The organism is Pseudomonas sp. KBN12P06040 (assembly GCF_037574965.1).
GTDB lineage: Bacteria > Pseudomonadota > Gammaproteobacteria > Pseudomonadales > Pseudomonadaceae > Pseudomonas > Pseudomonas aeruginosa.
This window is the reverse complement of sequence record NZ_JBBELS010000001.1, coordinates 4,568,093-4,580,857: the sequence shown is the minus strand read 5'-3', so window position 1 is coordinate 4,580,857 and position 12,765 is coordinate 4,568,093. Positions and strand designations below refer to the sequence as shown.

9 protein-coding genes are annotated in these 12,765 nt (G+C 66.1%); 4 read left to right on the top strand and 5 right to left on the bottom strand.

Translation table 11 applies throughout. The annotated features are described in order from the left end of the window. The first annotated feature begins 143 nt into the window (after positions 1–143). A complete protein-coding gene (dinB, locus tag VQ067_RS21530) occupies positions 144–1,193 on the top strand; it encodes a DNA polymerase IV (protein WP_033991246.1) in 1,050 nt (349 codons plus the stop codon). Between the two features lie 6 nt (positions 1,194–1,199). Here dinB and VQ067_RS21525 read toward each other — a convergent pair whose 3' ends face one another. From VQ067_RS21525 to gacS, 5 genes are all read right to left on the bottom strand, one after another. After that, positions 1,200–3,128, bottom strand: a complete 1,929-nt coding sequence (locus VQ067_RS21525; RefSeq protein ID WP_003159674.1) for a sulfatase-like hydrolase/transferase — start codon at positions 3,126–3,128, stop codon at positions 1,200–1,202. A 112-nt stretch (positions 3,129–3,240) separates the two neighbouring features. Then, the gene (locus tag VQ067_RS21520) at positions 3,241–3,648 is read right to left on the bottom strand and encodes an META domain-containing protein (RefSeq protein WP_003086021.1); all 408 of its coding nucleotides are present in this window, start codon (positions 3,646–3,648) and stop codon (positions 3,241–3,243) included. A gap of 67 nt (positions 3,649–3,715) precedes the next feature. Then, positions 3,716–4,141: a hypothetical protein gene (locus VQ067_RS21515; RefSeq protein WP_003086023.1), complete on the bottom strand. Its 426-nt coding sequence runs from the start codon at positions 4,139–4,141 to the stop codon at positions 3,716–3,718. 35 nt (positions 4,142–4,176) lie between these two features. Then, entirely contained in the window at positions 4,177–5,166 is a 990-nt protein-coding gene (locus VQ067_RS21510) for a 2-hydroxyacid dehydrogenase (protein WP_003086027.1), read from the bottom strand. A gap of 2 nt (positions 5,167–5,168) precedes the next feature. Beyond that, a complete protein-coding gene (gene gacS, locus VQ067_RS21505) occupies positions 5,169–7,946 on the bottom strand; it encodes a two-component system sensor histidine kinase GacS (protein WP_003117109.1) in 2,778 nt (925 codons plus the stop codon). 185 nt (positions 7,947–8,131) lie between these two features. Here gacS and pirR point away from each other — a divergent pair, with 185 nt between their 5' ends. From pirR to pirA, 3 genes are all read left to right on the top strand, one after another. After that, positions 8,132–8,851, top strand: coding sequence for a response regulator transcription factor PirR (gene pirR / locus VQ067_RS21500; RefSeq protein ID WP_003109933.1), 720 nt, complete (start codon positions 8,132–8,134; stop codon positions 8,849–8,851). Beyond that, positions 8,851–10,188 (top strand): sensor histidine kinase PirS, encoded by a 1,338-nt coding sequence (gene pirS / locus VQ067_RS21495; RefSeq protein WP_074241383.1) that lies wholly within the window; start codon positions 8,851–8,853, stop codon positions 10,186–10,188. Before pirR ends, pirS begins: the two co-directional genes overlap by 1 nt. A gap of 235 nt (positions 10,189–10,423) precedes the next feature. After that, the gene (pirA, locus tag VQ067_RS21490; RefSeq protein ID WP_033991242.1) at positions 10,424–12,652 is read left to right on the top strand and encodes a TonB-dependent siderophore receptor PirA; all 2,229 of its coding nucleotides are present in this window, start codon (positions 10,424–10,426) and stop codon (positions 12,650–12,652) included. The last annotated feature ends 113 nt before the right edge of the window (positions 12,653–12,765 follow it).

Here is a 12,765-nt window from a genome sequence, read left to right as displayed (position 1 = left end):
GTGTGGGCGCATTCTACGGACTCTCGTCGGGCTGTCAATCGATTTTCCGAAAAAAGTGTTTTTTCTTCAAATGCTTAGCGCTTGCCCAATGTTAGAATTCAGCGCTCCGGGGCAGGCCCGGCGGGGCTTGTAGCGAGATTCCGGTGCGGAAAATCATCCATATAGACTGCGACTGTTTCTACGCCGCCCTCGAGATGCGCGACGACCCCAGCCTGCGCGGCAAGGCGCTGGCGGTTGGCGGTTCGCCGGACAAGCGCGGAGTGGTCGCCACTTGCAGCTACGAGGCGCGGGCCTATGGCGTGCGCTCGGCGATGGCCATGCGCACGGCGCTCAAGCTGTGTCCCGATCTGCTGGTGGTGCGCCCGCGTTTCGATGTCTACCGGGCGGTGTCGAAGCAGATCCATGCGATCTTCCGCGATTATACCGATCTGATCGAGCCGCTTTCGCTGGACGAGGCCTACCTGGACGTCAGCGCTTCGCCGCATTTCGCCGGTAGCGCCACGCGGATCGCCCTGGACATCCGCCGCCGGGTGGCCGAGGAGCTGCACATCACCGTTTCGGCGGGCGTCGCGCCGAACAAGTTCCTGGCCAAGATCGCCAGCGACTGGCGCAAGCCGGACGGGCTGTTCGTGATTACCCCGGAGCAGGTCGACGGGTTCGTCGCCGAGTTGCCGGTGGCCAAGTTGCATGGCGTCGGCAAGGTCACGGCGGAGCGCCTGGCGCGGATGGGCATCCGCACCTGCGCCGACCTGCGCCAGGGCAGCAAGCTGAGCCTGGTGCGCGAGTTCGGCAGCTTCGGCGAACGCCTGTGGGGACTGGCCCATGGTATCGACGAGCGACCGGTGGAAGTCGACAGCCGGCGCCAGTCGGTGAGCGTCGAATGTACCTTCGATCGCGACCTGCCGGACCTGGCGACTTGCCTGGAGGAACTGCCGACCCTGCTCGGGGAGCTGGACGGACGCCTGCAACGCCTGGATGGCAGTTATCGGCCGGACAAGCCGTTCGTGAAACTGAAGTTTCACGATTTCACCCAGACCACGGTGGAACAGTCCGGCGCCGGGCGCGACCTGGAGAGCTACCGGCAATTGCTCGGCCAGGCCTTTGCCCGTGGCAATCGTCCGGTGCGCCTGATCGGCGTCGGCGTGCGCCTGCTCGACCTGCAGGGCGCCCACGAACAACTCAGGTTGTTCTGATGCTCCTCATGGCCTCAACGAAGTCGCGAGGTTCCGCGGCGACGGCTCTTCCCCTACCGGCAAGGCGCTGAAGCGGCCGAGATCCTGCAGCAGTTCCAGGCGTGCTGCACGGAGTGGGCCGCGTATGGCTTCCTGTTGTTCCACGTCGAGCGGGCGGTCGTCGCCATCGCTCACCGGACCGTGGTGACGGTCCGCGCCACGCAGTGGGAAGCTCACCTTGAAGCCTTCGCCCAGGTAGGCGATGCGCGTGGTATCGGCGCTCACCGCATAGTCGCGATGGTAGTCCGCTGCGAGCAGGTCCTGTCCCAGCGAGTAGTCGCGGGGCGGATTGCGTACGCCCAGCAGCGGCAGGAGCGTTGCGGGCAGGTCGATGTGGCTGGTGATGCCGCGGACGGCACGGGGCGCCTGTCCGGGAATGCTCAGCACGGCGACGGTGCCGGTCTGGTAGCGATTGAACTCGGTATTGTGGCCCCAGCGCGAGCGTTCCATGAACTCTTCCCCATGGTCGCCGAGCACCACTACCGCGGTGTTTTCCAGCAGGTGCTGGTTTTCCAGGTGCTGCAGCAGGCGGCCGATCTGTGTATCGACTTCGCGCACGGCATTCAGGTAGCGGTTCTTGATCAGCGGCATCTGCGCCTGGAAATCGGTGGTCAGGTAGTTGAAGTTGACCAGATAGGGGCGGATTTTCGCGGTCTCGTCGCGGAAGCTGTAGTTGGCGTGGCTCGACTCGAGGAACAGGCAGGCGAAGAACGGCCGGTCGGGTAGTCGGCGATCGACGAAGCGCAGCAGGTCGTCGGTGTTCCGGGCGTCGCGCTGCCAGGCAGGCTCCGGGCTATCCAGCACGTGCAGGTCCTGCGGGCGCAGGTTGACGAACACGCTGCGGTCGAAGGGCGGATAGCTGAAACGTTGCGCGGCATTGATCCGGAACTGGTAGTTCTGCTGCCTGAGTACCTCCATGAGCACCGGCGGCTGGCCGGCCTTCAGCACGGCGTCCCAGTAGCCGCCGTGCAGCCCGTAGAACATGCCGAAGACGCCCATCTGGGTCAGGTTGCCGCTGCTGTAGTGGTTGTCCAGGCGGATCGCCCGGTTGGAGAAGTCCCACAGCCTGGGCATGTAGCGCGGATCGAGCATGTCCCCGCGGAGCGACTCGGCGACGATCCAGACGATGTTCAATGGGTTCGCCGGGGCGCTGATCTCCAGCGGCCGGAGCGGATAGTGCAGGTCGCTCTGCTGCTGGAGCAGCTCGCGCTGGGTGGGCGTCGGCTGGATGCCCAGGCTTCGCGCCAGGCTGCGGACGGTCAATGGCAGGTACAGCGGATAGCGTTCGCTGGCCAGCAGGATCGGCCGGTAGTCGCGCAGGGAGCTGAACGCATAGGCCAGGCGTTCGCCCAGGGCCAGGCAGAGGAAGGCCGCCAACAGGTAGCGCCAGGCGCGCCGAGGGAGCGCGGGAAGGCGTTCGCGGCTGACCTGGCAGGCGCTGTACAGCAGCACCTGCAGACAGAGCAGGGCCAGGGCCGCCAGGCTTGCGCTGAGCAGGGTGCCGTCGCCGCTGCCGAGGCTGGAGAGGCCGCCGGGCGAGACCAGCAGGCCGATGCTGAAACCGTTGAGGTGGAATCCGTACAGGTCGTAGAGGGTGCGGTCGGCGTAGAGCAGTATCTGTACCGCCGCGCTGCCGACGATGGCCAGCACGCCTGCCAGCCACGGACTGAGGCGCACGGGAAGGCGATCATGGAAATGCAGGAGCAGTCGGCAGGCGAGGTACACCGGGACTATATAAAGGAAGGCGTAGCTCAGGCTGGCAGCGACGCTCCAGAGCGGCAGCCAGGCGTCGTCGAAGACGATCCCGTCCTGCAGGCGCAGCACCTGCCAGAGCACCACCAGCCACGACAACAGAAAGAAGCGGTTGAGTGTCTCGGTGCTGGGTGGGGCGAACATCAAGCGTCTCCGGGCGAGGATGCGGAAGCCTAGGGACGTGGTGGTCAAGCGGGAATGAAATGGATGTCAAAAAAATGTAAACGGGCGGCGCCGGGTAGCGCCGCTTCAGGCTTCAGTCGTGCTCGGGGACCAGGCGCAGCGGCTTGCCTTCGGCCGGCCACAGGCGCAGCTCGTCGGACGGCGAAATGTCCCAGTGCTGGACGCTCTGCAGCAGGGCCAGGAAGCGCCGTTCCTGCTCCATGATCTCCGCCGCGCACAGGCGGCGGGTGCTGCCGATGGCGCCGAACTGAAGGAGGTCGTCCTGCAGGGTGTAGCTGGCGAACCAGTGGTTGCAGCCGCCGTTGCCGAAGGCACGGCCCTGGCCGTCGAAGGTCAGGCTGATGTGGCTGTAGTCCATCGTCGGTTGTGCGCCGACCCAGTCGACCTGGTAGGCCTGCTCGGTTTCCAGGGTGGTCTCCTGGCTGGCGCAACCGCCCAGGACCAGGGCGGTGGAGGCGAAGAGGGCGAGAGAGGGTTTCATGGCGTTTCCTTTGCGCATTTCGTACGGGCGATAGTTCACAGACCGTCGGTCGGACGGAGCGTTCGCCCTACTGGCATTTCGGGCACAGGTGCTTGCCTTCGCGGCTGCTCCAGCCCAGTTCGTGAATGCGCTCTTCGGCGGCCGGCGCCAGGGCCTTGCGACCGAGACTGGCGTCCACGGCGAACTCGAAGTCGAGACGAGCCTGGCACTGGTCGCAGTCGACCTGCCAGGTATGGATCGCCAGTTCGCGGAATGCCGGGCCGCGGGCGACCGCCAGCCACTGGCCGGGTGGGTTGATCAGGTGGCGGACCTTTTCCACGGTCAGGCGCATGCTCAGGGTCTTGCTGCCCTTGAGGCTGACCAGCAGCACGTCGTCGGCCTTGATCGAGCCGCCGGTGCCGGTGACCTGGTAGCGCCCCGGGGAGAGCGCGCGGCATTCGTTGAGGGTGTATTGCGGGTTGAGCAGGGTGTAACGGAAATCGTGTTCAGCCATGGAGCCTCCAATCAGCCGCGCATGCTACCACGCCATCAGGCCCGGACCCGATTGCGTGGCGTCCCGTCCTGCCAGGCGGCGATGTTGTCCAGGGTGGTGTCGGCGATCGCCGCCAGCGCCTCGCGGGTAAGGAAGGCCTGGTGGGCGGTCACCACCACGTTGGGGAAGCTCAGCAGGCGTGCCAGCACGTCATCCTGCAGGGGCTGGTCGGAGCGATCCTCGAAGAAGATATCCGCTTCCTCTTCATAGACATCGAGGCCGAGGTAGCCCAGTTGTCCGCTCTTCAGCGCCTCGATCAGCGCCGCGGCGTTCACCAGGGCGCCACGGCCGGTATTGATCAGCATCGCGCCGGGTTTCATCGTCGCCAGGCGCTGCGCGTCGATGAGGTGGCGGGTGTCGGCGGTCAGCGGGCAATGCAGGCTGACGATGTCGGACTCGGCGAGCAGGGCGTCGAGCGCCAGGTAGCGGCCGCCGAGCGCTTGGATGCGCGGATTGGGATAGGGATCGTAGGCCAGCAGCTCGCAGCCGAAGCCGGCCATGATGCGGGCGAAGGTCTCGCCGATCTGTCCGGTGCCGATCACTCCGACGCGTTTGCCGTGGAGGTCGAAGCCGGTCAGCCCATGCAGCGAGAAATCGCCCTCGCGGGTCCGGTTGTAGGCGCGGTGCAGGCGCCGGTTGAGCGTCAGGATCAGGCCGACCGCGTGCTCGGCGACAGCGTGCGGCGAATAGGCCGGGACGTGCACCACCGGCAGGCCGAGCGCTTCGGCGGCGGCCAGGTCGACGTGGTTGTAGCCGGCCGAGCGCAGGGCGACCAGGCGCGTGCCGCCGGCCGCCAGGCGTTCCAGCACCGGCCGCGAGAGGTCGTCGTTGACGAAGGCGCAGACTACTTCGAAGCCCTGGGCGAGGACCGCCGTGTCCGCCTGCAGGTGGGCCTGCTGGAAGTGCAGTTCGAAGCCGTGCCGGTGGTTGCTGGCCTGGAAGCTCTCGCTGTCGTAGGCCTGGGTGCTGAAGAACAGGATGCGCATGGTCAGAGTTCGCTGGAGTCGAGGCTGGTGGAGGACAGGTGGGTGGTGGCCGAGGCAGTCTCGGCCAGGGCCTCGATGGCCTTGTCCAGCTCGTCCAGGGCCGCGGCCGCCGCCGGATCGTTCTGCTTGAGCAGGGTTTCGCTGGTCTGGCAGGCCGCGCGCAACTGCGGCACGCCACAGTAGCGGGTGGCGCCATGCAGCCGGTGGACCCTCTCGAGCAAAGCGGTGCGGTCGTCGTTGTCGCGGGCCTGGCGAATCGCCTGGCGGTCCGCCGCCAGCGAGGCCAGCAGCATCGCCAGCATGTCGGCGGCGAGGTCGGCCTTGCCGGCGGCCAGGCGCAGCCCTTCCTCGGGGTCGAGCACGCTCAACTGGCCGAGCTGCGGCGCACGGCTCATGCTGGCCAGCGACTGGCCCAGGCTCAGTCCCGTCCACTTCAGCACTACCTGGGCCAATTGCTGTTCGTCGATCGGCTTGGTCAGGTAGTCGTCCATGCCGGCCTGCAGCAATGCGCGCTTCTCGTTGGAAAGCGCATGTGCGGTGAGCGCGATCACCGGCACCGGGCTGACTTCCCGCTCGGCCTCCCAGCGGCGGATCGCCTCGGTGGCCTGGCGGCCGTCCATGCCGGGCATCTGCACGTCCATGAAGACCAGGTCGAAGCGCTCGCGCTGCACTACCTCGAGGGCCGCGTAGCCGCTGTCCACCGCGGTGACCTGGGCGCCGAGGTCGCTGAGCAGGGTCTGCACCAGCAGCAGGTTGGCCGGGTTGTCGTCGACGCAGAGCAGCCGTGGCGGCCGTCCGGAAACCATGGCGTGGGGCTTGTCGCTGCGCGTCGGGCGGACTTGAAGCAACTCCTGCAGCTTGCGTTGCAGCTTGCGGGTGCAGGCGGGCTTGGCCTCGACCTGTTCGTCGGGCAGGGTCGCGTGGTATTGCGCCTGCTCGGTGGTCGGGCAGAGCACCAGGGTCTTGCAGCCGAGCCGTTCGAATTCCCAGAACGACTGGCTCAGCTCTTCCGGCGGATGGATCGCGGCCGAGACGCCGAGCACCGCCAGGCTGATCGGCAACTGGCCGGGCGGCGGGTTGCGCAGGCTTTCCTGGAGGCTGTCGAGGTCGGCGAATTCGCTCACTTCCAGGCCGAAGTCGGTGAGCTGGTGGTGCAGCGAGCGGCGCGTCAGCTCCTGCGGTTCGAGCAGCGCCACGCGCTGGCCCGCGGCCCAGGAGGCGCCTGGCTCCTCGTTGTCGTCGCGACTTTTCGGCAGACTCAGGCTGATCCAGAATTCGGCACCTTCCCCAGGCGTACTGTCGACGCCGATCTCGCCGCCCATCTGCTCGATCAGGCGCTTGGAGATCACCAGGCCCAGGCCGGTGCCACCGGCTTGCCGCGACAGTGAGTTGTCGGCCTGGCTGAAGGCCTTGAACAAGGCCTGCTGGTCCTCCTCGGAGAGGCCGATACCGGTGTCCTGTACGCTGATCCGCAGCTGCGCGCGGTCGTCGCTTTCGTCCTCGAGCATGGCGCGTACGGCGACGGTGCCGCCCTGGGTGAACTTGATGGCGTTGCCGACCAGGTTGGTGAGGATCTGCTTCAGCCGCTGCGGGTCGCCCTGCAATTGGATCGGGGTATCCCGGTAGACCAGGCTGACCAGTTCCAGTTGCTTCTCGTGGGCGGCCGGAGCCAGCATGGTCAGGGCGTCCTGGATCAGGTCGCGGAGATTGAAGGGGAGGTTTTCCAGAACCAGCTTGCCGGCCTCGATCTTCGAGAAGTCGAGGATCTCGTTGATGATCCCCAGCAGGCTTTCCGCCGATTTCTGGATGGTCGTGAGGTAGTCCTGCTGGCGCGGGCTGAGCTCGCTCTTCTGCAGCAGGTTGGTGAAACCGAGGATGCCGTTGAGCGGGGTGCGGATCTCGTGGCTCATGTTGGCGAGGAACTCGGACTTGATCCTGCTCGCCTCCAGGGCCTCCTTGCGCGCCAGGTCCAGCTCGATGTTCTGGATCTCGATGGTTTCCAGGTTCTGGCGTACGTCCTCGGTGGCCTGGTCGATGTTGTGTTGCATTTCCTCCTGGGCGCTCTGCAGCGTTTCCGCCATGCGGTTGATGCCGGAGGCCAGTTCGTCCAGCTCGTTGCTGCCCATCGGTGGCAGGCGGGTTTCCATGCGGCCTTCCTTCAGCTGGGCGACGCCCTGGCTGATCAGTTCCAGCGGCGCGTTGATCGCGCGACTCATGCGCAGGGCGAGGAGGGCGGTGACGCCGAGGCCGGCGGCGATCAGCAAGAGGCTGGTGAACAGGCTGCGATATCCGCGCAGCAGGGTCCCGTGGTGCGACAGTTCCAGTTCGACCCAGCCGAGTACGCGCTCGTCGTCAGGCTCGGTGGCGCCGGACAGGCTGTGGTGGCGGCCAAGAACCGGTAGCAGGAAGTGCGTGGTGTCCAGTTCGGTGGACATGCTCAGATGGCTGGCGTCGCCGGCCGGGGCGACGGTGAGCATGCTTGGCCCGGCATGGGCGAGGCGTTCCTGGCGGGCGTCGAGGAAGGTCACCGCGCGCACGTCCGGTTGGTCCAGCGCCTCGTTGGCGATGCGGTTGAGCACGGCGGTATCCTTTCGCGCCAGCGCGGTGGCGGCCAGCGGCGCCAGTTGTTCGGCGATCAGTTGCCCGCGCTCGATCAACTGGGCGCGCATGTCGGACAGCTGGACCCAGGTGAAGTAACCGCCAAGCACCATCGCCAGCAGGCTGGTGGGGAGCAGGGTGAGCAGCAGTACGCGCCCCTTGATGCCGAGATCCTTGAACACACGTCTCTCCGTCGAGCCAGATCGGGATGGCCGACGCTCCCCGGCCATGCGTTTACCCCGCGCAGTTTAGCGGGTCGCGGAAGGGGAATCTGCACCGATGTGCGCAGCCCGGCGGATTCGGCTTGCGACGAAGCGGAAAGATCGTGAATACTGGCACGATTGCTAATCAATCTTATTTGGCTGCCATGTTCCCATCCCTGACGCCCGACCCCCGACTGCTGGCCATCGAGGACGATCCGACACTGGGCGCACATCTGTTCCAGCACCTCAATGGCAGCGGTTTCGAGGTGACCTGGTGCCGAGACGGGGAAGAGGGGTTGGCGGCTGCGCGCAGCGGCGCCTATGACCTGATCCTGATGGACATCATGCTGCCGGGGCGCGATGGCCTCGAGATTCTTCGCCAACTCCGCCAGGAGCAGGCGCTGCCGGTGATCCTGATGTCGGCCCTGGGCGCCGAGCAGGACCGCATCGCCGGGTTCAGCCAGGGCGCCGACGATTATCTGCCGAAGCCTTTCAGCCTGGCCGAGCTGCGGGTGCGCATCGATGCCATCCTGCGCCGGATCGCCCTGGAGCGGGGGGGCGCGCCGGGCCGCTGCGCCGAACCGCTGGCGCGGCCCTCGCTGCAGTTCTCCGCCGATGTCTGCGATGTCAGCCTTGGCGAGCGGTTCGCCGGCCTGACGCCGACCGAGTACCGCCTGCTGGAAACCTTCCTCGCCGCGGAAGGCGAGACCCTGACCAAGGCCTTCCTTTACCAGCATGTCCTGCACCGCGGTCATACCCAGCATGATCGCAGCCTGGACATGCACGTCAGTCACCTGCGGCGCAAGCTGCAACGCCTCGGTTACGCCGGTCACCAGTTGCATACCGTCTGGGGCAAGGGTTACGTCCTGACACCGGCGCCATGATGCCCAACCGCCATTCGCTGTTCTGGCGCCTGGCCCTGGTGCTGGTGGCGTTCTTCCTGCTATCGGTATGGCTGTCCTGGACCTGGGGACGCAGTGCCGAACTGAAGGGTTACTACCTGTCCGCCGAAGCCCGCTCCGCCTTGGCGGATTATGCGCGGCGAGCCGAGCGTGCCTGGCTCGACGATGGCCGCGAGGGCATCGACCGTTGGCTGGCCGAGCCGCGCCAGCAGGCGCTGGACTGGGTGGTCGTGCTCGACGGACGGCTGCAATCGCTGGGCAGTCGTCCGCTCACCACGGAGGAAGCCGAGCGCCTGACTTTCCTGCGGGGCGTCGACTGGCCGATGAGTTCCCGCTCGCTGTCGCGGCCATTCATCAACCTGCGCTTCCCCGAACATCCGGAGCAAGGCAGGGTAGTCCTGCGTCTTCCCGCCGAGTTCGTCCCTCCCGGCTTGTCGCCGGCCAAGCGCCTGGTCACCCACGGCCTGGTGCCGGCCGGGCTGGCCCTGCTGCTGGGAGTGTTGCTGTATCGGCGCTGGGTAGTGCCGCTGGGACGCCTGCGAGCGCAGGCCAATGCCCTGCGCGGCAACGACCTGACGGCGCGTACGCAGGCAGAGATCAGCCGGCGCAGCGACGAGCTGGGCGATCTGGGGCGGGCGTTCGACCATATGGCCGAGCGACTCGACGAGCACATGGTGTTGCAGCGCCAACTGCTCCGCGATCTCTCCCACGAGCTGCGCACGCCGCTGGCGCGCCTGCAGGTGGCGGCAGAGGGCACGCTGTCCGCGCAGCTCCTGCGCGAGCGCCTGGAGCAGGAGGTACAGGGCATGCAGCAACTGGTGGACAACACCCTGGAGCTGGCCTGGATGGACACCGAACGCCCGGTATTGGCGCTGGAGGACATTTCCATCCCGGCGTTATGGGACCTGCTGGTGGAGAACGTACGCTTCGAAAGCGGCTGGGCCGCCGAGCGGTTCCGCAGCGATCTGCCCGAGGATTGTGTCGTGCGTGGCAACCTCAATGCACTTGCCCAGGCCTTGGAGAACCTGCTGCGCAACGCCATCCGGCATTCGCCGGAGGGCGGCGTGATCCGCCTGCATGGTCGGCGCGAAGGAAGTTGCTGGTGGCTTTGCCTGGAAGACCAGGGCGAGGGTGTGGCCGAGCACCAGTTGGAGACCATCTTCCGCCCGTTCACCCGGCTGTCTTCGGCACGTACCGGCAAGGGCTTCGGCCTGGGACTGAGCATTGCCCGTCGCGCCGTGGTGCTCCAGGGCGGCCGCCTATGGGCGGAAGCCGCCGATCCGGGGCTGCGCCTGTGCCTGGTGCTGCCTTCTGCCTAGCGAGGCGCAGGTGCCTTTACATTTTACCTAGATGTAAATGATCTTTACTCTCCTTTGTGAATGATTATCATCCGTGCCGATCTCCTCGGCCGGCCTTGTTCCGGGTCTGCGCCCTGTTCTGCCCGTGCCGAGACGTCACCCGCGCAACGCCGGCGACCCAGGCTTCAGAAAAAACGTCAACGTATCCCTCGTGGCTCGCCTGCTACCCGTTTTCCCTCGACAGGAGTAGTCACGCATGTCCCCCCAATTCCGTCGCGGCCATCTCGCCGCTGCCGTCCTTTTCGCTTCATCGAGCCTGCTGGGCGGGCAGGCCCTGGCCGAGGACGAGCGCCTGGAAGAACTGGACGAACGCGCCGAATCGGTGGTCCAGCTGGGTGACGAGGTGGTGCTGGGCACCGCCGAACAGGAGCTCAAGCAGGCACCGGGGGTATCCATCATCACCGCCGAGGACATCAGGAAGCGCCCGCCGGTGAACGATCTCTCCGAGATCATCCGCACCATGCCCGGGGTCAACCTCACCGGCAACAGTTCCAGCGGCCAGCGCGGCAACAACCGGCAGATCGACATCCGCGGCATGGGGCCGGAGAACACCCTGATCCTGGTCGACGGCAAGCCGGTCAGCTCGCGCAACTCGGTGCGCTACGGCTGGCGCGGCGAACGCGACACCCGCGGCGACAGCAACTGGGTGCCGCCGGAGGAGGTCGAGCGCATCGAGGTCCTCCGTGGGCCCGCGGCGGCACGCTACGGTTCCGGCGCGGCGGGCGGGGTAGTCAACATCATCACCAAGCGCCCGACCGATCGTTTGCGTGGCTCCATGACGGTGTTCACCAACATTCCGGAAAGCTCCAAGGATGGCGCCACGCGCCGCGCCAACTTCAGCCTCAGCGGGCCGCTGACCGAAGCCTTGAGCTTCCGCGCGTACGGCAGCGCGAACAAGACCGATTCGGACGATACCGACATCAACCTCGGACATACCGTCAACCCGAGCCGTACCGTGGCCGGACGCGAAGGGGTACGCAATCGCGATCTCAGCGGGATGCTGTCGTGGCAGGTGACCCCCGACCAGGTCGTCGATTTCGAAGCGGGCTTCAGCCGACAGGGCAACATCTATGCCGGCGATACCCAGAACAACAACGGCACCGCCAATACCCAGGGACTCGCCGACGACGGTGCGGAGACCAACCGCATGTATCGCGAGAACTACGCCATCACCCACAACGGGACCTGGTCGTTCGGTACTTCCAGGTTCGTCGCCCAGTACGACTCCACCCGCAACAACCGTCTGGAGGAGGGGCTGGCCGGTTCCGTCGAGGGGCAGATCGGCGCCGACCGTTCGTTCAGCACCAGCAAGCTGGAGAACTATCGCCTCAGCGGCGAACTCAACCTTCCGTTGCATGCGTTGTTCGAGCAGGTGCTGACGGTGGGCGCGGAGTGGAACAAGGAAACCCTCAACGACCCGTCCTCGCTCAAGCAGGGCTTCGTGGGAAGCGATAGCTTGCCGGGGACCCCCGCGGCCGGCTCGCGAAGCCCGAAAAGCAAGGCGGAGATCCGGGCGCTGTACGTGGAGGACAATATCGAACTGCGCCCCGGCACCATGCTCACCCCCGGGCTGCGCCTGGACGATCACAGCGACTTCGGCCTGAACTGGAGCCCGAGCCTGAACGCTTCCCAGACGCTCGGCGAATACTTCACGGTCAAGGCCGGTATCGCACGGGCCTTCAAGGCGCCCAACCTGTACCAGAGCAACCCGAACTACCTGCTCTATACCCGTGGCAACGGCTGCCCGATCCAGACCAGCAGCGGCGGCTGCTACCTGGTCGGCAACGAGAACCTGGACGCCGAGACCAGCGTCAACAAGGAACTGGGCATCGAGTTCCGGCGCGATGGCTGGGTCGCCGGGCTCACCTACTTCCGCAACGACTACAAGAACAAGATCGTCGCGCCGCTGGATGTCATGGGACAGACCGGGACCGGTAACAACATCCTGCAATGGAGCAACGCGAAGAAGGCGGTGGTCGAAGGCCTGGAAGGCAACCTGCTGGTCCCCCTGCACGAGGACCTGAGCTGGAGCACCAACCTGACCTATATGCTGCAATCCAAGGACAAGGACACCGGCAACCCGCTTTCGGTGATCCCCGAGTACACCCTGAACTCGACCCTGGACTGGCAGGCCAGCGAGCGTCTTTCCACCCAACTGACCAGCACCATCTACGGCCGCCAGGAGCCGCCGAAGCATGGCACCAGCCGCAACACGCCGGTGGTCTCGCGAAAAGAGGTGGGTACCTATGGCATCTGGGGCGTCAGCGCCGGCTACACCTTCAGCGAGAACCTGAGCGTACGGGGCGGGGTAAGCAACCTCTTCGACAAGCGCCTGTACCGCCAGGGCAACTCCTTCGACGCCGGCGCGGCAACCTACAACGAGCCGGGTCGCGCCTACTACGTTTCGATGACCACCTCGTTCTGATCGCCGCGGCCAACGCGCTTTCACCGGCAGGCGCAACGCCTGTCGGACCTTTCTTTGGCGTTGGTCAGGCATCGGCTGTCCAACGCCAGGTTTTCTCTTCGGACGCCTCTGGT